Source organism: Variovorax sp. V35, assembly GCF_041154465.1.
GTDB classification, from domain to species: Bacteria; Pseudomonadota; Gammaproteobacteria; order Burkholderiales; family Burkholderiaceae_C; genus Variovorax; species Variovorax boronicumulans.
In genome coordinates, this window is the sequence record NZ_AP028666.1 from 1,793,080 (window position 1) to 1,812,883 (window position 19,804).

A 19,804-nucleotide genomic window follows, 5' to 3' on the forward strand; every position below is an offset into this window, starting at 1 on the left:
CGCGCTGCCTACAGCGCTGCCGCGTGCAGCGCCGGGCGCCGCGCGGCCCAGGGCATGGCCTGCTCGAGCTGCGCGGCGAGCTGCAGCAGCGTGGCTTCGTCGCCCATGGGCGCCATGCATTGCACGCCGATCGGCAGGTCGCCGGCCATCCCCAGGGGCAGCGAGATCGCCGGCTGGCCGGTGAGGTTGGCCAGCGGCGTGAAGGTCGCGTAGTCGAACAGGTGGTCGAAGTAACCCTGCGCATCGCGCGCGGGGTCGTCCTGGTCGAGGTAGCCCAGCGCCACGGGCGGGGTGCGCATCGTCGGCGTGAGCAGGATGTCGTGCTGCGCGAAGAAGGGCGCCACCTCGCGCGAGACCGCATTCATCTGCGCGAGCGCCAGTTCCAGGTCGAGCGCGCTCAGGCGCAGCCCGTGCTCGGCGGTGGCGCGGGTGCAGGCCTGCACCTGGCCCAGCGCCTTCTCCAGCGGCATCTGCAGCGCCTGCGCCGCGCCCGCCACGCCGGCCGCCAGCAACGAGGACCAGAAGGTGCGCGTGGCCGAGAAGAAGGCCTCGTGCGCATACGACGGCGTCGCCCATTCCACGACATGCCCGAGACCGGCGAGCGTGCGCGCCGTCGCCTCCACCGCGTCGACGCAGGGTTGCGCCGCCGGCTGCGTGCCCGGGAACTGGGTGCTCACCGCGATGCGCAGCCGGCGCGGCGCCGACCGGATGGCCTGTGCGTAGGGCTGCGCGGGCGCGGCCATCAGGAACGGATCGCCCAGCTCGGGGCCGTGCATGAGGTCGAGCGCGGCGGCGGCGTCGCGCACGGTGCGGCAGACCACGCCCTCCATGCCCAGGCCCATCAGCGGCTGGCCGTAGCCCGGGCCGGCGCTGATGCGACCGCGGCTGGACTTCAGCCCGATCAGGCCACAGGCGGCGGCGGGCACGCGGATCGAACCGCCGCGGCCGAGCCCCCGCTGGAGCCGCCCGCGCTGTGCGCCAGGCTCCACGGGTTGCGCGTCGCGCCGCCGAGGGCGCTCTCGGTGGTGGCGTTGAAGCCGAGTTCCGGGGTCCAGGTGCGCCCCAGCGTGGCCAGGCCGGCGCGGCGAAAGCGCGCCATCAACGCACTGTCTGCGGCAGCCGGCAGCCCGTCGCCGAACAGCCGGCTGCCGGCCTGGCAGCGCACGCCCTCGGCCTGCAGCACCAGGTCCTTGATGAGGAAGGGCACGCCGCCCAGCGGACCCTGCGCGTCGTGCGACAGCGGGGCGTCGAAAAGCTCGGCCATGGCGTTGATGCGCGGGTTGAGCGCGGTCGCCGCCTGGCGCGCGCACTGCTGCGCTTCGGCGGCGCTGATGTCCTTGCGGCGGATGCATTCGGCCAGCCCGGTGGCGTCGAGGCGGCTGTAGTCGGCGTGGTTCATGGCAACGGTGTCCTGTTCGTGTGTGATGTGGGAACGCCGTGCAGCGTAGGGCGGGGTGTCCGGCAGCGGCAGTCGTTCAGATGAACGATGCGGGAATCTCCGCAACCCCCCGCGAGCGGGCGGCCCCTAAGATCGCGCCGCATGGCGCACAGCAGTTCTTCTTCGGGGTCGTGCATTCCGGCCGCACAGCTCGGCGCGCTGCTGCTCGATCTGTATCCGCGGGCGGCTGCGCCCGAGGCCTCGGCCGCCGGCGGGCTGCTGGACTGGCTGGCCGGCCACATTGCGTTCGATGCCGCCTGGTTCGGCCGCTCGGTGTTCGCCGCCGGACGGCTCGAGCCGCGAGACGGCCACACGCGCGGGCTGGCGCCGGATTTCGTGGCCGACTGGTGCCGTGTGCGCCACCTCGATCCGATGGTGGCCGCGGTGATGGCACGACCGGGCCATGGCATGGCGATGGCGTCGCACGAGCTGCCGCCGGTGGGGTCGCTGCGCGCCTTCGCTTCGGAGCATCGCCTCGACCGCGTGCTCAGCGTGATGCTGCATGCGCCCGATTCGCCGTGGTGGACGCACCTGTCGCTGTACGGCCGCGAAGCCGCGAGCTTCGGCGCGCGCGAGCACGCGCTGCTGGAGTTGCTGATGCCTCACCTGGTTTCGGCGCAGGCGCTGCGGCTGCGGGAGACGCCGGCGCCCGGCGTATCGGCCCTGGCGGTGCTGAGCCGTCGCGAGGCCGAGGTGGCCCGCCTGTTCGGCGAGGGCCACAGCTACAAGATGGTGGCCCGCAGGCTCGACAGTTCCCCGGCGACCGTGCGTCACCACCTGCGGCAGGTGTACGCCAAGCTCGGCGTCACGAGCAAGGTGCAGATGGCGCGGCTGGTGTGCGGCGAGGCCGCGCAGGCCTGACGAGCCCCGCCTAGGAGGTCGTTGCCGGCCGGCCCGAGGTCAGCTCCTCGGCAAAGCCCGAGCGCTCCAGCACCTCGAGCGGCTGCGGCTGCAGCGACTCGATGCGCAGCAGCCCGTCGCGCGCCAGCACCGCCCGGTGCAGCTGCCGCAGCGCATCGACGCCGGTGGCGTCGATGTAGATCAGGTGCGTGGCGTCGAGCACCAGCGTCATGCCGCGCGGCGCGCGCTCCGCGGCGTTCACTGCTTCGTCGAGCTTGGCCGCCGCGCCGAAGAACATGGCACCGTACAGCCGGTAGGTGAGCACCGGCGGCTGCAGCGTCACCAGCTCGACGCTGAACAGCCCGCTCATGCGCCGGATGAAGAGCGCACACGCCAGCACGATGCCCACCTGCACCGCCACCGTGAGGTCGAACACCACCGTGAGGAAGAAGGTGCCGAGCATCAGCAGCCGGTAGTGGCGGCTGAAGTGGCGCAGCTGGCCGGGCGTGAATTCGCGCCATTCGCCCATGTTCAGTCCCACGAACACCAGGATGCCCGCCAGCACCGCGAGCGGCACATGGCGCGCCAGCGGCGCCGCCAGCAGCACCACGACCAGCAGCGTGACCGCATGCACGATGCCCGCGATGGGCGAGCTGCCGCCCGAGCGGATGTTGGTCACGGTGCGCGCGATGGTGCCCGTGGCCGGCATGCCGCCGAAGAAGGGCGTGACCAGGTTGGCGATGCCCTGCGCCATCAGCTCCTGGTTCGGGTCGTGGCGCGGCTGGCCGCTGACCTGGTCGGCCACGCGCGCGCACAGCAGCGACTCGATGGCGCCGAGCAGCGCGATGGTCAGCGTCGGCGTCACCAGCTGCTTGACGGTCTCCCATGAGAAATCGGGCAGCGCGAAGGCCGGCACGCCCTCGGGAATGCCGCCGAAGCGCGTGCCGATGGTTTCCACCGGCAGCGCGAAGCCCCAGGACACCAGCGTGAGCGACACCAGCGCGACGATCGGCCCCGGGATGCGCCCGACGATCTGCACCGGGCGCGTCTGCACCCAGCGCCCGCCCACGCGCTGCACCGCACGCGCCAGCGCCGAGTCGCCGCGAAACAGCCGCGACCACGCCAGCAGCCCGAGCACGCAGGCGAGCCCGAGCGCGAAGGCGTGCGGATTGAAGGTGTCCAGCCGCAGCGCCATCGCGTGCAGCTGCGAGAACACGTCGGCCGGCATGCGCTCCACCGTGAGGCCCAGCAGGTCTTTCAGTTGCGACAGCAGGATCAGTACTGCGATGCCGTTGGTGAAGCCCACCACGATCGACAGCGGCACGAAGCGCACCAGCCGCCCGAGCCCGAACAGCCCCGCCATGAACAGCAGCACGCCCGCGCAGGCGGTGGCGATCAGCAGGTTGGCCACCCCGTAGCGCTCGACGATGCCGTAGACGATCACGATGAACGCGCCCGCCGGCCCACCGATCTGCACGGCCGAGCCGCCCAGCAGCGAGATCAGGAAGCCCGCGATGATCGCCGTCCAGATGCCGGCCTCGGGCTTGAGCCCCGAGGCGATGGCAAAGGCCATGGCCAGCGGCAGCGCGACGATGCCCACCGTGGCGCCCGCGCCCAGGTCCCCCAGGAACCGCCCCCGGTCGTAGCCGGCCATCGTGTCCAGCAGGCGGGGGCGAAAGCGGGTGAGGTTCAGCGGCGACGACATGTGCGGTCATTGTGGCCCGGCCTTTGCGGCGGCCGCGCGATGTCCCGGCGGTGAGTACTTTCAGTCAGCTTATCGGCGGCGAGGCTGAAAGATACATTTTTGACGTTTAGAAACAAACGTCAATGAGGTCGCCCATGCACATCCTGCTCGTCGCGAGCGCGTTCAACAGCCTCACGCAGCGCGTGCTGGCCGAGCTCCAGGACCGGGGCCACACCGCGGGCGTTGTGCTGGCGCTCGGCGACGACGAGGCCTTGCGCGAAGCGGTGCGCCAGCACGCGCCCGCGCTCGTCGTCGCGCCGATGCTGACCACGGCGATTCCCGAGGACGTCTGGCGCGCCCACACCTGCCTGATCGTGCACCCGGGCCCGCCCGGCGACCGGGGCCCGTCCTCGCTCGACCGGACGCTGCAGGGCGGCGTCGACAGCTGGGGCGTCACCGTGCTCGAGGCCGTGGCCGAGATGGACGCGGGCGATGTCTGGGCCTGGTCGCCGCTGAAGGTGCCGCCGCAGGCCGGCAAGAGCGACTTGTACCGCGGCGAGGTGGCCGATGCCGCCGTCGACGCCGTGCTGCTGGCCGTCGAGCGTTTCGCCTCGGGCACCTACAAGCCGAAGCGGCAGAAGGCGGCCGACCTCGCCGCCGGCTGGCGGCCCTTCATGAAGCAGGCCGAGCGCCGCATCGACTGGGCCACGCAGACCACCGAATCGGTGCTGCGGCAGCTGCGCGCGGCCGATTCGCAGCCCGGCGTGCTCGACGAGCTGCTGGGCGCGCCGTGGTACCTGCACGGCGGCCATGCCGAGGACGAGTTGCGCGGCACGCCCGGCGAACTGATCGCCACCCGCGCCGGCGCCGTCTGCCGCGCCACCGTCGACGGCGCGGTCTGGCTCGCCCAGCTGCGGCCCTGGCGCGAGCCGGGTTCCGGCCTGCCGAGCTACAAGCTGCCGGCCGTCGAGGCGCTGGGCGAGCGGCTGCCCGCCGGCCTGCCCGAGGTGGCCGCGCCGCTCGAGTTGCCCGCTGGCCGCCGCACGTGGACCGACATCCGCTACCGCGAGCATGGGCAGGTTGGCGTGCTGAACTTCTCTTTCGCGGGCGGGGCCATGAGCACCGCGCAATGCCGGCGTCTGCTGGCTGCCTACCGCTTCGCCTGCACCCGCCCGACCTCGGTGCTGGTGCTCGGCGGGCTGCGCGACTTCTTCTCCAACGGCATCCACCTGAACGTGATCGAGGCGGCGGCCGATCCGGCCGAGGAGTCGTGGGCCAACATCCACGCGATGAACGACCTGGTCGAGGCCGTGCTCACGACCACCGACCGCCTCACGGTGGCCGCGCTGGGCGGCAATGCCGCGGCCGGCGGCGTGATGCTCGCGCTCGCGGCCGACGAGGTGTGGTGCCGCGACGGCGTGGTGCTCAATCCGCACTACAAGCTCATGGGCCTGCACGGCTCCGAGTACTGGACCTACAGCCTGCCGCGTCGCGTGGGCGCCGACGAGGCCGCGCGGCTCACGCAGTCGGCGCTGCCCGTGAGCGCCAAGCGCGCGGTGGCGCTGGGCCTGGCGCAGCGCGTGCTGCAGGCCGCGCCGGAAGAACTGGGTGACGAGGTCGGCCGGCTGGCCGCGCAACTGGCGGCATCGCCCGACCTGGCCGCGCGCCTGGCGGACAAGCAGGCGGCGCGTGTGCGCGACGAAGCGATCAAGCCGCTGCAGGCGTACCGCGACGAGGAGTTGGCGCACATGCGGCGCAATTTCTTCGATCCGGCCGAGCCGCACGCGACGCTGCGCTCGGCCTTCGTGCGCAAGGAAAAAGCGCAGCACACGCCTGCGCACCTCGCGGCGCTCGGCTTGCCGCGCTGAACGCCCGTCAGTCCTTGCTGTCGGGAATCACCGCGTCGGCCGCCGCGCCCACGGCCTTGCCGGTGATGCGCGCGGTGCCGATGGCTGCATCGGCCGCGAGGCCGACCGCGCCGGCGCCCACGCTCACGGCGGTGCTCGCGACGCTGACCACCGCGCAGCCGCTCAGCAGCAGCGCACTCGCGAGGCCGAGCGCGGAAAGGACGAAGGGGCGGAGGCGGTCACTGCGTTGCATGGGCGGATTCTGCACCCGCAGCGCTGGACCGGGCGAGCGACGCCAGGATCGCCTCGCGGTCCTGGTCCAGCCGCGGCGGCTGCCGCCGCACCTGCGTGCGCAGCCCGCCGACGTGCACCGGGTTGCCCGCCACCGTGAGCGGCTGGCCGCCCTGCGTGCGCACCTGCACCAGCATCTCGCGCGCCTGCACCTGCGGGTCGTTCACCACCGCGGCCACGTCGTTGTAGTCGCCGGTGGGAATGTTGTGCTGCATCAGCAGTGCCTGCCAGTGCGCGCAGGGCCCGGTCGACAGGCGCTCTTCGAGCAAGCCCTTCAGCGCCTCGTGGTGCTGGCAGCGCGCCGGGTTGGTGGCAAAGCGCGCGTCCCCGGCGAGCGCGGGCAGCTCGAGGGCAGTGCACAGGCGCTGGAACAGCGCGTCGTTGCCTGCCGCGATCACGAACCAGCCGTCGGCCGCGCGGAACACGTCGAAGGGCGTGATCGACGGATGCCGCGAGCCGATCGGCCCCGGCGCGCGGCCCTCGGCCTCCATGCGCGAGATCGCGTTCTCGAGCAGCGCGACCTGGCAGTCGAGCATGGCCACGTCGACCCGGTCGCCCAGGCCCGTGCGCCCGCGCTGCAGCAGTGCGGCCTGCGTGCCGATGGCCGCGTACAGCCCGGCGCCCAGGTCGCCGATCGACACGCCCACGCGCGTCGGCGGCGCGCCGGGATGGCCGGTGAGGCTCATGATGCCGCCCATCGCCTGCACCACCATGTCGTAGGCGGGGCGCTTGCTGTACGGCCCGGTCTGGCCGAAGCCCGAGACCGAGGTGAACACGAGTTTCGGAAAGCGCGCATGCAGCGTCGGCCAGTCGTAGCCCAGCTTTTCCATCGTGCCGGGCCGGAAGTTCTCGACCAGCACGTCGGCCGTGGCCAAGAGCTGCTCGAAGACCGCGCGATCGCCCGGCGCCTTCAGGTCGAGCGCGATCGACTCCTTGTTGCGGTTGACCGACATGAAGTAGGCCGAGTCGCCTTCGACGAAGGGGCCGATCTGCCGCGCGTCGTCGCCCAGGCCGGGTTGTTCCACCTTGATGACGCGCGCGCCCAGGTCGGCGAGCAGCAGCGTGCAGTACGGACCCGCGAGCACGCGCGTGAGGTCGATGACGGTGAAGCCCTGCAGCGGGCCTGCCTTGGGGGCGTGCGCGGTCATTCGACGCTCGCGCCCGAGCGCTCGGTGAGTTCCTTCGACTTCGCGCCTTCGGCCAGGGCCCAGGCGCGGAATTCGGCCAGCGACTTCGACGGCGCCGACTCGTTGCCCGACTTCTCCATCCGCGCCTTGACCTCGGGGTCGTTCAGCGCCGCCACGCTGGCGTCGAACAGCTTCTGCGCCACCTCCGGCGGCAGGCCGGCCGGGCCGAAGAGGCCGAACCAGAAGGTGTAGTCGTAGCCCTTCACGCCGGCCTCGGCCACGCTGGGCACGTCGGGAAAGAGCGGCGAGCGCTGGCCCGAGGTGACGGCCAGCACGCGCAGCTTCTGGCCCTGGGCCATCGGCAGCACCGAGGGCGGCGTGCCGAAGGTGAGCTGCACGTCACCCGCGGCCACGGCCTGGATCGACGGTGCGCCGCCCTTGTACGGCACGTGCAGCATCTGTACGCCGGCCGCCTTCTCGAACGAGAGGCCCGCCAGGTGCGTCACCACGCCCGCGCCCGACGACGAGTACGCCAGCTTGCCGGGGTTCTGCCGCGCCTCGGCGATCAGCGCCTGCACCGTCTTGGCGCTCACGTCCTTGTTCACCGCGAGCAGCATCGGCGCGGAGCTCCAGCGCGAGATCGGCACGAAGCTCCTGGCGCCGTCGTACTTCACGCTCTTGTAGAGCAGCTTGTCGCTGCCGTAGAGGTTGGCGCTGCCCAGCAGCAGCGTGTAGCCGTCGGGCGCGGCGCGCGCGACCTGGTCCGATGCGATGGTGGTGCCGGCGCCCGGCTTGTTGTCGATGACGATCGGCTGGCCGAGCAGCTTGCCCAGCTTGTCGCCGACGATGCGCGCCACGGTGTCGGCGCCGCCGCCGGCGGGGAAGCCCACCAGCAACGTGATCGGGCGCGAGGGATAGGTGTCGGCCAGTGCGCCGGCCGAGGCCAGCAGCGCGGCGGCGGCGAACGAGAGGGCTCGCAGTTCTTGCTTCATGGGTTTGTCTCCTGGGTCTTGTGTAGGGAAGGGCGGGCGCGCTCAGCGGCCCTGGAACACCGGCGTGCGCTTCTCGCGCCAGGCCCGGCCGCCCTCGGCGAGGTCTTCGGAGGCGACGGTGCGCTGCACCTCGCGCGAGATCGCGGCGGCGTCGGCCGTGCCGCGCGCGATCTGGTTCAGGTGCTTCTTCATGCCCAGCAGCGCCAGCGGCGCCATGCCGGCGAGCACGGTGCGCAGGCGCTGCACCTCGGCGTCGAGCGCGGCGGCGTCGTCGACCAGCTGCGTGAGAAAGCCGCAGTCGCGCATGGCGGCGCCGTCGAGCTTCTCGGCGGTGAGGAAGAGGCGCTTGGCCGTGTCCAGCCCCAGCCGCGACACGTAGCGTTCCATGCCGCTCTGGTAGTAGTGCAGGCCGAGTCGCGCGGCCGGCATGAACATCTCGGCGCTGCGGGCGCCCACGCGGAAGTCACAGGCCAGCACGAGGTCGGTCGCGCCGCCGTAGACGCCGCCGTGCACCGCCGCGATGGTGACGGCGCGGCAGTTTTCGAACACATCGACCATCTCGCCGAAGCTGCGGCCCTCGGTCTGGCTCTGGGCGGCCACCTCTGATATATCAAATCCGCTGCAGAAGTACTTGCCCTCGGCGCGCAAGACCAGCACCAGCACCTCGGGCGTGCGGTTCACTGTGTCCACATGCTGGATCAGCACGGGAAGATCGTCTGGCGTGAGCTTGTTGGCGGCCTGGGGACGGTGCAGCGTCAGGTAGGCCACGTGGCCGTCGATCGCGAGGGTGGGGGACATTGATGTACCAAACAGATGAATTGATATATCTGTAAGGTTAGCTAATATCCAAATCGCCATGCAACCCGCGAAAACCCTCGACACCCACAGCCTGCAGGACCGCATCCGCGCCCGGCTTGAACAAGACATCCTGGGCGGCGTGCTGTCGCCCGGCATGGCCATCGACGAAAAGGCCCTGGCCCTGAGCTTCAACACCTCGCGCACGCCGGTGCGCGAGGCGCTGCTGCTGCTCAGTGCGCGCGGGCTGGTCGACATCGTTCCGCGCACCGGCATCTACGTGCGCCAGCTGCGGGCGAACGAACTGGTGGCGATGATGGAAGCGCTCGGCGAGCTCGAAGGCGTGCTGGCGCGGCTGGCCGCGCTGCGCATCGGCCCGGCGCTGCGCGAGGAGTTGTTGCGTGCCCTGGCCGGCACCGCCGCCCAGGCGCAGGCGGACGACGCCGAGGCCTACCAGCAGGCCAACGCCGCGCTGCACGACGTGATCTACCGCGCCAGCGGCAACCCCTTCATCGTGGAGCAGGCGCAGACCGTGCGGCTGCGCATCTCGGCCTACCGTGGGCGGATGTTCGAGAAGCCCGGCCGGCTCGCCGCTTCACAGCGGGAGCACGAACGGGTGGTCGAGTGGATTCTGAAAGGCCACGCGGACAACGCCGCGGAGGCGATGCGCGACCACATCTCGGTGGGCGGCAAGGTGTTTGCCGACCTCGTGTTGAACAACAAGTTCGGCTAGTTCTTCTTTGCGTCTTCGGGTCAGCGCACGCGCATGCCCGGCGTCGCGCCCGCCCAGGGCTCGAGCACGTGGATGCCCGGGTGGGCCTTTTCGTCGCCGTGGCTCGCGGCCAGCACCATGCCTTCGCTGACGCCGAACTTCATCTTGCGCGGCGCGAGGTTGGCGACCAGCACCGTGAGCTTGCCGACCAGTTGCTCCGGCTGGTAGGCCGAGGCGATGCCGCTGAACACGTTGCGCGTCTTGCCTTCGCCCGCGTCGAGCGTCAGGCGCAGCAGCTTGGTCGAGCCTTCGACCTTCTCGCAGGCCACGATCTTCGCGATGCGCAGGTCGATCTTCACGAAGTCGTCGATGGTGATGGTCGGCGCGATGGCTTCGCCGCCGGGCAGCTCCTGCGCTTCGGTGGCGACGGGTGCTGCTGCGGCGGCTTCGGGCACGTCGAACAGCTTGTCGACCTGCTTGGGGTCGGCGCGCTGCATCAGGTGCTTGTAGTCGCCGATGGCGTGGCCGGCCGGCAGCGCCTGCGCGGCGTCGGCCCAGACCAGCGGGGCGATCTTCAGGAAGGCCTCGACGTTCACGGCCAGCGCCGGCAGCACCGGCTTCAGGTACAGCGTGAGCAGGCGGAAGGCCTCGATGCACACCGTGCACACGTCGTGCAGGCGCGCCTCGGCGCCTTCCTTCTTGGCCAGTTCCCAGGGCTTGTTCTGGTCGACGTACTCGTTCACCTTGTCGGCCAGCGCCATCACCTCGCGCAGCGCGCGGGCGTAGTCGCGGCCGTCGTACAGCGACTGCACCTGCGTGGCTGCGGCGCGCAGCGTGGACAGCAGCGTTTCGCCGTCGGCCGACACCGCACCCAGCTGGCCGCCGAAGCGCTTGCCGATGAAGCCGGCCGCGCGGCTGGCGATGTTGATGTACTTGCCCACGAGGTCGCTGTTGACGCGCGCCACGAAGTCGTCGGGATTGAAGTCGATGTCCTCGTTGCGGCCGTTGAGCTTGGCGGCGATGTAGTAGCGCAGCCACTCGGGGTCGAGCCCGATCGACAGGTACTTCAGCGGGTCGATGCCGGTGCCGCGGCTCTTGCTCATCTTCTCGCCGCTCACCGTCAGGTGGCCGTGCACGTACACGGCGTTGGGCGCCTTGCGGCCGCTGAAATGCAGCATCGCGGGCCAGAACAGCGTGTGGAAGGTGATGATGTCCTTGCCGATGAAGTGCACCTGCTCCAGCTCGGGGTCGGCCATGTACTCGGTGTACGAGATGCCGTCGCCGCCCAGCTCGATGCAGCGCTTGTCCAGCAGGTTCTTCAGCGAGGCCAGGTAGCCCACGGGCGCGTCGAGCCACACGTAGAAGTACTTGCCCGGCGCATCGGGGATCTCGATGCCGAAGTAGGGCGCGTCGCGGCTGATGTCCCAATCGCCCAGGCCGCCCTTGCCTTCGTCGTCCTTGTAGAGCCACTCGCGGATCTTGTTCTGCACCTCGGGCTGCACGTGGCCGGGGGCGGCGGTCCATTCCTTCAGGTAGGCCTCGCAGCGCGGGTCCGACAGCTTGAAGAAGAAGTGCTCCGAGCTGCGCAGCTCGGGCTTGGCACCCGACAGCGCCGAGTACGGGTTGATCAGCTCGGTGGGCGCGTACACGGCGCCGCACACCTCGCAGTTGTCGCCGTACTGGTCCTTCGAGTGGCAGTTGGGGCACTCGCCCTTGATGAAGCGGTCGGCCAGGAACATGCCCTTGGCCGGGTCGTAGAACTGCTCGACGCTCTTGGTCTCGATGAGGCCGTTGGCGCGCAGGTCGCGGTAGATGTCCTGCGCCAGCTGGTGGTTCTCGGGCGCGTCGGTCGAGTGCCAGTTGTCGAAGGCGATGTGGTAGCCATCGAGGTAGGGCTTGCGGCCCGCGGCGATCTCGGCCACGAAGGCCTGCGGCGTCACGCCGGCCTTGTCGGCCGCGATGGTGATGGCCGCGCCGTGCGCGTCGTCGGCGCACACGAAGTTGACGTCGGCGCCATTCATTCGCTGGTTCCGCACCCAGATGTCGGCCTGGATGTATTCCATCATGTGGCCGATGTGGAACTTGCCGTTGGCATACGGCAGGGCGGTGGTAACGAAGAGCTTGCGCGGGGCGGACATCGGGGAGGGCGCTTTCGGGAGTGACGAACGGAAGGGGCGCGGGGCCCGTGGAGGCGGCCAGGGGCCGCGTCCGGGAACCGGGCATTTTAGGCGGCCCGTCCCGCGGCCGCCGCCATGGGGCTGCTCACCTCGGCCGCGGGGTACCCGGAGTGACCCCGAAGGCCGCGGGGGTGTCGCCCGTGCGACGTATGCTCGCAGCCTCTTTACTGAAAGTGAGCCGCCGCCGATGACCACCTCGATCCCCGCAACTCTCATCCCCGGCGACGGCATCGGCCCCGAGATCGTCGACGCGACCCTGGCGGCGCTCGACGCGCTGAAGGCGCCTTTCGTGTGGGACACCCAGATCGCCGGCCTGGGCGGCGTCAAGGCCTCGGGCGACCCGCTGCCCAAGGCCACGTTGGACAGCATCCGCAGCACCCGCCTGGCGCTCAAGGGTCCGCTCGAAACCCCCTCGGGCGGCGGCTACCGCTCGTCGAACGTGCGCCTGCGCGAGGAGTTCCAGCTGTACGCCAACCTGCGGCCCGCGCGCACCATCATCCCGGGCGGGCGCTACGACAACATCGACCTGACCGTGGTGCGCGAGAACCTCGAGGGCCTGTACATCGGCCACGAGCACTACGTGCCCATCGACGGCGACCCGCACGCCGTGGCCATGGCCACCGGCGTCAACACCCGCAAGGGCAGCCGCCGCATCCTCGAATACGCGTTCGACACGGCCGTGGCCACCGGCCGCAAGAAGGTCACGCTGGTGCACAAGGCCAACATCATGAAGGCGCTCACCGGCATCTTCCTGGAGACCGGCCTCGACCTGTACGAAGAGAAGTACAAGGGCCAGTTCGAGCTCGACACCGTGATCATCGACGCCTGCGCGATGAAGCTGGTGCTCAACCCCTGGCAGTTCGACATGCTGGTGACCACCAACCTGTTCGGCGACATCCTCTCGGACCTCGTGGCCGGCCTGGTCGGCGGCCTGGGCATGGCGCCCGGCGCCAACATCGGCACCAACGCCGCGATCTTCGAGGCCGTGCACGGCTCGGCGCCCGACATCGCCGGCAAGGGCATCGCCAACCCGACCGCGCTGCTGCTGGCGGCCGCGCTCATGCTCGACCACGTCAAGCGGCCCGAACTGGCCACGCGCCTGCGCACCGCCATCGACCAGACGCTCAACCTGGACAACGTGCGCACCGGCGACCTGGGCGGCAGCGCCGGCACGGCGGCCTTCACGAAGGCGCTGGTCGCACGCATCAACGGCGGCTGAGCAAGAAAAGGGCAGCCCAGGTCGTCGCATGAAAAAATTGCTGCTGCCTGCGCTGGTCTTCCTGCTCGCCGGCCTGGCGTGGTCCGCCGCCGGCGCCGTGGACGCGCCGCCGCGCTACACCGTCGTCAAGGTCGACCTGCGCACCGACAAGCTCGCGCTGTTCCTGAACGACGACACCGGTGCCGCCTTCAAGCGCTTCGACCGGCTCGAGGCCTGGCTGAAGGCGCGCAACAAGCAACTGCTGTTCGCGGCGAACGCCGGTATGTACCACGCCGACTTCGCACCCGTCGGCCTTCTGGTGCGCGAAGGCCGCGAGGAAGCACCTTTGAATCTGGCCGACGGCGTCGGCAATTTCTTTCGCAAGCCCAACGGCGTGTTCCTGGTCACGGCCCAGGGGCCGCGCGTCGTCGAGGCGTCGGAATACCCGGCGATTGCCGCGAAGGGCGGTGTGCAGCTGGCGACCCAGTCGGGCCCGCTGCTGCTGCGCCACGGCGCGGTGCACCCGGCGCTCATTCCGAATTCGGATTCGCGCAAGACCCGCAACGGCGTGTGCGTGTCGGGCAGCACCGCGGTCTTCGTCCTCGCCGAGACGCCGGTGAACTTCTACGACTTCGCGCTGTACTTGCGCGACGTGCTGCATTGCCGCGACGCGCTGTACCTCGACGGCACCGTGTCGGCGATCTATTCGAAGACACTGCAGCGCAACGACTTCGTGCGCGACCTCGGGCCGATGCTGGCCGTGGTGGCGCCCTGAGGCTCGGCTGCCTTTTCACTTCTGTCCCTGTCTCCTTCTTCCTGCGCCATGTCCACACCGCTGCCCGTCCTGTCCCTCCTCGAAACCCGCGTCCTCGGCGTGCTGGCCGAAAAGCAGCGCACCGTGCCCGACAGCTACCCGCTCACGCTCAATTCGCTGGTGTCGGGTAGCAACCAGAAGACCAGCCGCAACCCGGTGCTCGAACTCAGCGAGTCGCAGGTGCAGGCCGCCATCGACAGCCTGAAGGGCTACAGCCTCGTGGCCGAGACCAGCGGCGGGCGCGCCTTCCGTTACGAGCACAACATCGACCGCGTGCTGCGCATTCCGTCGCAGTCGGTGATCCTGCTCACCGTGCTGATGCTGCGCGGTCCCCAGACCGCCGGCGAGCTGCGCATCGCCTGCGACCGCATGCACAACTTTGCCGACATCTCGTCGGTCGAGGGCTTCCTCAACGAACTCGCCGAACGGCCGGCCGGCGCGCTGGTGGTGAAGCTGGCGCGCCTGCCCGGTGCGCGCGAAAGCCGCTGGGCGCACCTGCTGAGCGGGCCACCGGCGGAAGAGGTGGCGGGGCCGGGTGCCTCGGGCGACGGCGCGTTTGCCACGCACGGCGACTCGCTCGGCGAGGTCGCGGCGCTCAAGGCCAACGTGGCGCGGCTCGAAACCGAGGTGGCGTCGCTGAAGGCGCTGCTGGGGCGCGTGTGCGCGGAACTGGGCATTGCGCCCGACGCGCCGACAGCCTGATACCGCGCTTCACACAGGCTTCATCCAGCCCGCACATTCGCTGCCTACCGTCGGACCCATTGCGAACCAATGGAGCTCCGAGCATGGACCACGGACAAACGGCCACCTGGCGCGACCCCGCGCCCTTCGACGACATCACCCACCGCCTGCTGGGCGGGCTCGCCGCCCTGGCCGGCGTGGCCAGCCTCTACGCCTTCTTCTGGTGGGCCGCTTCGGCCACCGGCTTCCTGCTGTTCGACGGCTGGTGGCACACCTGGCGCGGCCTGGGCACGGCCCTCGCGTTCCGCGACGCGGACTCGGCGTTCTACCTGCTGAGCTGGACGCTGTCGGTCCTTGGCGGTGCGCTCGGCTGGGTCGCCCTGGTTGCGCTCGCCGTGACCCATGGGCGTGGCTGGGGCGCGGTGCCAATGTGGGTCAAGGCTGGCTGCCTTGTCGGCGCTGTCGCAGGGTTGGCCTTCGAACCCGGCCGGCTGCTGGCGCTGGCGCCGATCGTCGGCGCGGTGCTGCTGATGCTGCGGTCGATGTTGTCGGCGCGCTGAGCCCATCGGCTATCGTCGGCTTCCACGTCGTTCGCGGGAGCCGCATGACCTACGCCTGTCCCCATTGCCGCCAGCCGGGCATCGCCGCCATGGCCAAGCGCCTTTCGAGCCGCGGCTCGCCGGCGGCGTGCGGGCTCTGCGGCAAGCTCTCGCATGTGCTGGCCAGCACGTCGAACGGCATCTGGACGGCGGGCCTGCTGATCATCGTGCTGTCGGGCATCGCCGCCGCCGCTTGGAACATGGCGCCGCTGGTGCTGCTTGGCGTGGCCCTGGCGGTGGCCAACAACTTCCGAGCCTGGCGCCGCGCCAAGCTGTGGCCCATCTCGAAGGAAAGCGCCGACGCCGCCAAGAAGGCTGGCTGGTTCGTCGCAGGCCTGCTGGCGCTGTTCGGCCTGGGCTCGTGACGCGCGCTCAGACCCCCGTCGACACCGGCACATCCAGGCTCACCTTCACCGGGTCCATCGTCACCAGCGTGCGAAAGCGCTTGACGTTGTTGCTCTGGAAAAACAGCTGGCGGGTGAGCGCGGTGTACTGCGCCATGTCGCGCACCACGCACACGAGGATGAAGTCCCACTCGCCCGTCACGTAGTAGCACTGCTGCACCTGCGGGCAGTCGCGAAAGCTTTGCTTCATGGCGTCGAGCCGTTCGATCTGCTCGCTCTCGGCCTCGACCTCGACCACGATGGTGAGCGGGTGCCCGAGCGCGGCCGGCGACAGCACGGCGCCGTGGCGCTGGATCACGCCCTCGTCGCGCAGGCGCTTGAGCCGGCGGTTCACCGCCGCCGTCGACAGGTGGATGCGCTCGCCCAGTTCGCCCTGCGAGAGGCGGCTGTCGGCCTGGATCAGTTCGAGCAGGTGCAGGTCGAGGGCGTCGAGGGGTGTCATGAGAAAGGGCAGGCTTCGCGCAAAAACGTTGCGTGGCAGCGGCTCATTTTGCGCACCTGTCCCGCTGTGTTGTCAATAGCATCTCGCCATGAAGTTTCCAGACGCACCCCTGCGCGACCAGCTGGCCGGCTGGCGGCACCAGCTGCATGCGATGCCCGAGACCGGCTTCGAGGAGGCGAAGACCTCGGCCTTCATTGCCAACGCGCTGCGGGCGCTGGGGCTCGAGGTGCACACCGGCATCGGCGGCACCGGGCTGGTCGCCAGCCTCAAGGTCGGCAGCGGGACGGGCGTGATCGGCCTGCGCGCCGAGATGGACGCGCTGGCCATCACCGAGCTGGCGACCGAGCGGCCCTACGCCTCCGCCACGCCCGGGCGCATGCACGCCTGCGGCCACGACGGCCACATGGCGATGGTGCTCGGTGCCGCGCAGCTGCTGCGCGAGCGGCGCGATTTCGACGGCACCGTGCGCTTCATCTTCCAGCCCGCCGAAGAACACGGCCGCGGCGCCCGGGCCATGATGGACGACGGCCTGTTCGAACGCTTTCCGGTCGACGAGATCTACGGCCTGCACAACATGCCCGGCCTGCCCGCCGGCACCTTCGCCACGCGCGTGGGCGGCCTCATGGCGAGCGAGGACAACTTCGTCATCCACATCCACGGCCGGGGCACGCATGCCGCGCGGCCGCACATGGGCATCGACCCGATCGTGATCGGCGCGCAGATCGTGCTGGCGCTGCAGACCATCGTCTCGCGCACGCTCGACCCCGGCGCGCAGGCCGTGGTGTCGTGCACCGAGTTCATCACCGACGGCATCCGCAACGCGATTCCGTCGAACGTGGTCATCAAGGGCGACACGCGCAGCTACGACCCCACCGTGCAGCGCATGCTCGAGACGCGCATGCGCGAGATCAGCGAAGGCATCTGCCGCATGCACGGCGCGGAGTGCACGTTCAGCTACACGCACGAGTTCGCGCCCACCGTGAACTGGGCCGAGTGCGTGCCGATCGCGGTGGCCGCTGCGATGGCCGTGGTGGGCGCCGAGAAGGTCGATGCGAACGTCGCGCCGATGATGATCTCGGAAGACTTCGGCGCCTTCCTGCGCGCCGTGCCGGGCGCCTTCGTCTTCCTGGGCAACGGCGCCGAGGGCGAGCCCGGCGGCACGCCGCTGCACAACGGCCGTTACGACTTCAACGACGCGGTGCTGACCACGGGCGCGCGCTACTTCGCGGAAATCGTGCGCCAGCGGCTTCCCGTGCGCACCGCCGCCTGATCCATTCTTCTCTTCCGGTTTTCTTCCCATGCTCTTCGCCAACCCTCACGCGCAACGGCGCGGCTACGACGCGGCCCTGCAGGCCGTCATGAACATCGCACGCGGTCGCGAGAGCCGCCAGTGGCTGTCCACCTGGCACCGGCTCTCGCCGCAGCCGACGCCGGCGTGGCCGCTGCCCCGGCTCGCCGCGCAGCTGGGCATCGCGCAGGTGGTCGTGAAGGACGAATCGCGCCGCTCCGCGCTCGGCAGCTTCAAGGTGCTCGGTGCGCCCGTGGCCTTGCTGCGGCTCGTGCTGCGCCGCTGGCCCGAGCGGGGTTGGACGCCCGCCGACCTGTTCGCGGGCCGGTATGCCGAGGCGCTGCGCGACTTCGTCGTCATCAGCGCGACCGACGGCAACCATGGCCGCGCATTGGCTGCGGCCGCGCAGAGCATGGGCTGCCGCTGCGTGATCGTGCTGCACGCGCAGGTCAGCGAGGAGCGCGAGGCGCCCATCGCCGCGCTCGGCGCCGAGATCGTGCGCATCGCCGGCAACTACGACGCCTCGGTCGAGGAGGCCGCGCGCCTGGCCCGGGTGAACGGCTGGGAGGTCGTCTCCGACACCTCCTACGAAGGCTACGAAGAGATTCCGCGCGACGTGATGCAGGGCTACGGCATCCTCGTCGACGAGCTGCTCGAGAACACCGCGCCCGGCGCGCCGTGCCCCTTCACCCACGTCATCGTGCAGGGCGGCGTCGGCGGGCTCGCGGCCGGCGTGGCCAGCCATGTCTGGGAGCGCTACGGCGCCGCGCGGCCGACGCTGATCGTCGTCGAACCCGAGCAGGCCGACTGCCTGCTGCAGAGCGCGCGCAGCGGCCGACCCGACCGCGCCACCGGCAGCGTCGATTCGGTGATGGCGGGGCTGGCCTGCGGCGAGACTTCGCCGCTCGCGTGGCGCTTCCTGCAACCCTCGGTCGACCTCTTCATGACCGTCACCGATGCCGACGCCGAGCACGCCATGCGCACTTTCGCCACCGGCGAGGCGGGCGACGTGCCCGTGCAGGTCGGCGAATCCGGCGCGGCCGGCCTCGCCGCGCTGCAGGTGCTTGCGGCCGACCCCGAACTGGCGCGCGCCGCCGGCCTCGACGCCAGCTCGCGCGTGCTGCTGTTCAGCACCGAAGGCGCGACCGCGCCCGGCGTGTACCGCGCGCTGACCGGCCACACAGGCGAAGAAGTCGTGGCGGCGCAGGCGCAATGGCTGCAACGCGAAGGCATCGCCGAGGCGGCGCTGATGGCGCGCATCGACGCGCACGCCGCCATCGGCGCGACCGCACAAGGCGGCGTCTGCCGCATCGCACTCACCGACGCCGACCGCGCGGGCCGCGACCGGCTCGTGCAATGGATGCGCGACTTGGGCCTCACCGTGCGCATCGACCGCATCGGCAACATCTTCGGCATCCGCCCCGGCCAGCTGCCCGATGCGAAGCCCGTGATGACCGGCTCCCATATCGACACCGTCGCCACGGGCGGGCGCTACGACGGCAACTACGGCGTGCTGGCGGGCCTGGAGGTGGTGCGCTGGCTCAACGAACGCCAGCGCCAGACGCTGCGCCCCTTCGTGGTCGCCGCGTTCACCAACGAGGAGGGCGTGCGCTTCATGCCCGACATGATGGGCTCGCTGGTGCATGCCGGTGGCCTGGCGCTCGACGCGGCGCTCGACACCGTCGCCACCGACGGCGCGCGGCTGGGCGACGAACTCGCACGCATCGGCTACGCGGGCGACATGGCCTGCGGCGCGCTGGTGCCGCATGCGTTCGTCGAACTGCACATCGAGCAGGGCCCGGTGCTGGAGGCCGAGGGCGTCACCATCGGCGCGGTGGCCGACCTGCAGGGCATCTCGTGGCAGGAGATCGTCGTCACCGGCCAGTCGAACCACGCGGGCACCACGCCCATGCACCTGCGCCACGACGCCGGCTACTGCGCCGCGGCCATCGCGGTGTTCGTGCGCGAGCTGGCGCGCCGTTACGGCGGCAGCCAGGTCGCGACCGTCGGTGCCATCGATCTGCACCCGAACCTCATCAACGTGATCGCGGCGCGCGCCACGCTCACGGTCGACCTGCGCAACACCGACGAGGCGACGCTGAAGGACGCCGAAGGCGAGTTGGCGGACTACCTGCGGCAGCTCGAAACAACCGAAGGCGTGAGCATCGAAGCCCGCACGCTGGCGCGCTTCGAGCCGGTGCGGTTCGATGAACGGCTGGTGCGCCTCGTCGAGGCCAGCGCGCACGCCCGCGGCCTGAGCCACCGCCGCATGACCTCGGGCGCGGGCCACGACGCGCAGATGATGGCGCGCATCGCGCCCGCCGCCATGGTCTTCGTGCCGAGCGTGCGCGGCATCAGCCACAACCCGAAGGAGCACACGGCGAGCGTTGACCTAGCGCAGGGCGCGAACGTGCTGCTGGACGTGGTGCTGGGGCTGCTGGACGAGGCGGGGTGAGCGGCGCGAACTCAGCTGGC

General features: G+C 70.6%; 17 protein-coding genes and 2 pseudogenes. 11 read left to right on the plus strand and 8 right to left on the minus strand.

Going from position 1 to position 19,804, the window contains the following annotated elements:
• Window positions 1–8 precede the first annotated feature (8 nt).
• Window positions 9–1,399, minus strand: a pseudogene (locus tag ACAM42_RS08280) (amidase).
• A gap of 141 nt (window positions 1,400–1,540) precedes the next feature.
• On the opposite strand from ACAM42_RS08280, the gene ACAM42_RS08285 reads away from it, so the two are divergent.
• Entirely contained in the window at window positions 1,541–2,299 is a 759-nt protein-coding gene (locus tag ACAM42_RS08285) for a LuxR C-terminal-related transcriptional regulator (RefSeq protein WP_369631698.1), read from the plus strand.
• A gap of 10 nt (window positions 2,300–2,309) precedes the next feature.
• Here the strand turns inward: ACAM42_RS08285 and ACAM42_RS08290 are convergent, their stop codons facing one another.
• On the minus strand, window positions 2,310–3,983 hold the full coding sequence (locus ACAM42_RS08290; protein ID WP_369631699.1) for a SulP family inorganic anion transporter: 1,674 nt from the start codon (window positions 3,981–3,983) through the stop codon (window positions 2,310–2,312).
• A 134-nt stretch (window positions 3,984–4,117) separates the two neighbouring features.
• Here ACAM42_RS08290 and ACAM42_RS08295 point away from each other — a divergent pair, with 134 nt between their 5' ends.
• Window positions 4,118–5,830 (plus strand): hydrogenase maturation protein, encoded by a 1,713-nt coding sequence (locus ACAM42_RS08295; protein ID WP_369631700.1) that lies wholly within the window; start codon window positions 4,118–4,120, stop codon window positions 5,828–5,830.
• Window positions 5,831–5,837: 7 nt separating this feature from the next.
• Here the strand turns inward: ACAM42_RS08295 and ACAM42_RS08300 are convergent, their stop codons facing one another.
• Genes ACAM42_RS08300 through ACAM42_RS08315 form a run of 4 tightly spaced genes read right to left on the minus strand, consistent with a single transcriptional unit; the run spans window position 5,838 to window position 9,017 of the window.
• Window positions 5,838–6,062 (minus strand): hypothetical protein, encoded by a 225-nt coding sequence (locus tag ACAM42_RS08300; RefSeq protein ID WP_062478924.1) that lies wholly within the window; start codon window positions 6,060–6,062, stop codon window positions 5,838–5,840.
• On the minus strand, window positions 6,049–7,248 hold the full coding sequence (locus tag ACAM42_RS08305; protein ID WP_369631701.1) for a CaiB/BaiF CoA transferase family protein: 1,200 nt from the start codon (window positions 7,246–7,248) through the stop codon (window positions 6,049–6,051). Before ACAM42_RS08305 ends, ACAM42_RS08300 begins: the two co-directional genes overlap by 14 nt.
• Window positions 7,245–8,219 carry a Bug family tripartite tricarboxylate transporter substrate binding protein gene (locus tag ACAM42_RS08310; RefSeq protein WP_369631702.1) on the minus strand — a complete coding sequence of 325 codons (975 nt, stop codon included), beginning with the start codon at window positions 8,217–8,219 and terminating at the stop codon, window positions 7,245–7,247. The genes ACAM42_RS08305 and ACAM42_RS08310 overlap by 4 nt, the downstream gene beginning before the upstream one ends.
• Window positions 8,220–8,261: 42 nt before the next feature.
• On the minus strand, window positions 8,262–9,017 hold the full coding sequence (locus ACAM42_RS08315) for an enoyl-CoA hydratase/isomerase family protein (protein ID WP_139700202.1): 756 nt from the start codon (window positions 9,015–9,017) through the stop codon (window positions 8,262–8,264).
• Between the two features lie 58 nt (window positions 9,018–9,075).
• On the opposite strand from ACAM42_RS08315, the gene ACAM42_RS08320 reads away from it, so the two are divergent.
• Entirely contained in the window at window positions 9,076–9,747 is a 672-nt protein-coding gene (locus ACAM42_RS08320) for a GntR family transcriptional regulator (protein ID WP_062478945.1), read from the plus strand.
• 20 nt (window positions 9,748–9,767) lie between these two features.
• Here the strand turns inward: ACAM42_RS08320 and metG are convergent, their stop codons facing one another.
• Window positions 9,768–11,864, minus strand: a complete 2,097-nt coding sequence (metG, locus tag ACAM42_RS08325; RefSeq protein ID WP_369631703.1) for a methionine--tRNA ligase — start codon at window positions 11,862–11,864, stop codon at window positions 9,768–9,770.
• A 226-nt stretch (window positions 11,865–12,090) separates the two neighbouring features.
• On the opposite strand from metG, the gene ACAM42_RS08330 reads away from it, so the two are divergent.
• From ACAM42_RS08330 to ACAM42_RS08350, 5 genes are all read left to right on the plus strand, one after another.
• Window positions 12,091–13,122, plus strand: a complete 1,032-nt coding sequence (locus tag ACAM42_RS08330) for an isocitrate/isopropylmalate dehydrogenase family protein (RefSeq protein ID WP_062478955.1) — start codon at window positions 12,091–12,093, stop codon at window positions 13,120–13,122.
• A 28-nt stretch (window positions 13,123–13,150) separates the two neighbouring features.
• A complete protein-coding gene (locus tag ACAM42_RS08335) occupies window positions 13,151–13,876 on the plus strand; it encodes a phosphodiester glycosidase family protein (protein ID WP_369631704.1) in 726 nt (241 codons plus the stop codon).
• A gap of 48 nt (window positions 13,877–13,924) precedes the next feature.
• On the plus strand, window positions 13,925–14,617 hold the full coding sequence (locus ACAM42_RS08340) for a YceH family protein (RefSeq protein WP_369631705.1): 693 nt from the start codon (window positions 13,925–13,927) through the stop codon (window positions 14,615–14,617).
• Between the two features lie 83 nt (window positions 14,618–14,700).
• Window positions 14,701–15,156, plus strand: a complete 456-nt coding sequence (locus ACAM42_RS08345) for a hypothetical protein (protein WP_369631706.1) — start codon at window positions 14,701–14,703, stop codon at window positions 15,154–15,156.
• A 44-nt stretch (window positions 15,157–15,200) separates the two neighbouring features.
• Window positions 15,201–15,560: a hypothetical protein gene (locus ACAM42_RS08350; protein ID WP_369631707.1), complete on the plus strand. Its 360-nt coding sequence runs from the start codon at window positions 15,201–15,203 to the stop codon at window positions 15,558–15,560.
• A gap of 7 nt (window positions 15,561–15,567) precedes the next feature.
• On the opposite strand, the gene ACAM42_RS08355 is transcribed toward ACAM42_RS08350, so the two are convergent.
• Window positions 15,568–16,041 carry an Lrp/AsnC family transcriptional regulator gene (locus ACAM42_RS08355; protein ID WP_369631708.1) on the minus strand — a complete coding sequence of 158 codons (474 nt, stop codon included), beginning with the start codon at window positions 16,039–16,041 and terminating at the stop codon, window positions 15,568–15,570.
• A gap of 88 nt (window positions 16,042–16,129) precedes the next feature.
• Here ACAM42_RS08355 and ACAM42_RS08360 point away from each other — a divergent pair, with 88 nt between their 5' ends.
• From ACAM42_RS08360 to ACAM42_RS08370, 3 genes and pseudogenes are all read left to right on the plus strand, one after another.
• Window positions 16,130–17,311, plus strand: a complete 1,182-nt coding sequence (locus ACAM42_RS08360) for a M20 aminoacylase family protein (RefSeq protein WP_369631709.1) — start codon at window positions 16,130–16,132, stop codon at window positions 17,309–17,311.
• 28 nt (window positions 17,312–17,339) lie between these two features.
• A pseudogene (locus tag ACAM42_RS08365) lies at window positions 17,340–18,539 on the plus strand (diaminopropionate ammonia-lyase); the annotation flags it as partial.
• 39 nt (window positions 18,540–18,578) lie between these two features.
• On the plus strand, window positions 18,579–19,784 hold the full coding sequence (locus ACAM42_RS08370; RefSeq protein WP_369632742.1) for a M20 family metallo-hydrolase: 1,206 nt from the start codon (window positions 18,579–18,581) through the stop codon (window positions 19,782–19,784).
• The last annotated feature ends 20 nt before the right edge of the window (window positions 19,785–19,804 follow it).

Bases quoted from the DNA above. Each gene is read 5' to 3' on its own strand.
- ACAM42_RS08285 (WP_369631698.1), top strand. From the start codon at position 1,541: ATGGCGCACAGCAGTTCTTCTTCGGGGTCGTGCATTCCGGCCGCACAG.
- ACAM42_RS08290 (WP_369631699.1), bottom strand. From the start codon at position 3,983: ATGTCGTCGCCGCTGAACCTCACCCGCTTTCGCCCCCGCCTGCTGGAC.
- ACAM42_RS08295 (WP_369631700.1), top strand. From the start codon at position 4,118: ATGCACATCCTGCTCGTCGCGAGCGCGTTCAACAGCCTCACGCAGCGC.
- ACAM42_RS08300 (WP_062478924.1), bottom strand. From the start codon at position 6,062: ATGCAACGCAGTGACCGCCTCCGCCCCTTCGTCCTTTCCGCGCTCGGC.
- ACAM42_RS08305 (WP_369631701.1), bottom strand. From the start codon at position 7,248: ATGACCGCGCACGCCCCCAAGGCAGGCCCGCTGCAGGGCTTCACCGTC.
- ACAM42_RS08310 (WP_369631702.1), bottom strand. From the start codon at position 8,219: ATGAAGCAAGAACTGCGAGCCCTCTCGTTCGCCGCCGCCGCGCTGCTG.
- ACAM42_RS08315 (WP_139700202.1), bottom strand. From the start codon at position 9,017: ATGTCCCCCACCCTCGCGATCGACGGCCACGTGGCCTACCTGACGCTG.
- ACAM42_RS08320 (WP_062478945.1), top strand. From the start codon at position 9,076: ATGCAACCCGCGAAAACCCTCGACACCCACAGCCTGCAGGACCGCATC.
- metG (WP_369631703.1), bottom strand. From the start codon at position 11,864: ATGTCCGCCCCGCGCAAGCTCTTCGTTACCACCGCCCTGCCGTATGCC.
- ACAM42_RS08330 (WP_062478955.1), top strand. From the start codon at position 12,091: ATGACCACCTCGATCCCCGCAACTCTCATCCCCGGCGACGGCATCGGC.
- ACAM42_RS08335 (WP_369631704.1), top strand. From the start codon at position 13,151: ATGAAAAAATTGCTGCTGCCTGCGCTGGTCTTCCTGCTCGCCGGCCTG.
- ACAM42_RS08340 (WP_369631705.1), top strand. From the start codon at position 13,925: ATGTCCACACCGCTGCCCGTCCTGTCCCTCCTCGAAACCCGCGTCCTC.
- ACAM42_RS08345 (WP_369631706.1), top strand. From the start codon at position 14,701: ATGGACCACGGACAAACGGCCACCTGGCGCGACCCCGCGCCCTTCGAC.
- ACAM42_RS08350 (WP_369631707.1), top strand. From the start codon at position 15,201: ATGACCTACGCCTGTCCCCATTGCCGCCAGCCGGGCATCGCCGCCATG.
- ACAM42_RS08355 (WP_369631708.1), bottom strand. From the start codon at position 16,041: ATGACACCCCTCGACGCCCTCGACCTGCACCTGCTCGAACTGATCCAG.
- ACAM42_RS08360 (WP_369631709.1), top strand. From the start codon at position 16,130: ATGAAGTTTCCAGACGCACCCCTGCGCGACCAGCTGGCCGGCTGGCGG.
- ACAM42_RS08370 (WP_369632742.1), top strand. From the start codon at position 18,579: ATGGCGCGCATCGACGCGCACGCCGCCATCGGCGCGACCGCACAAGGC.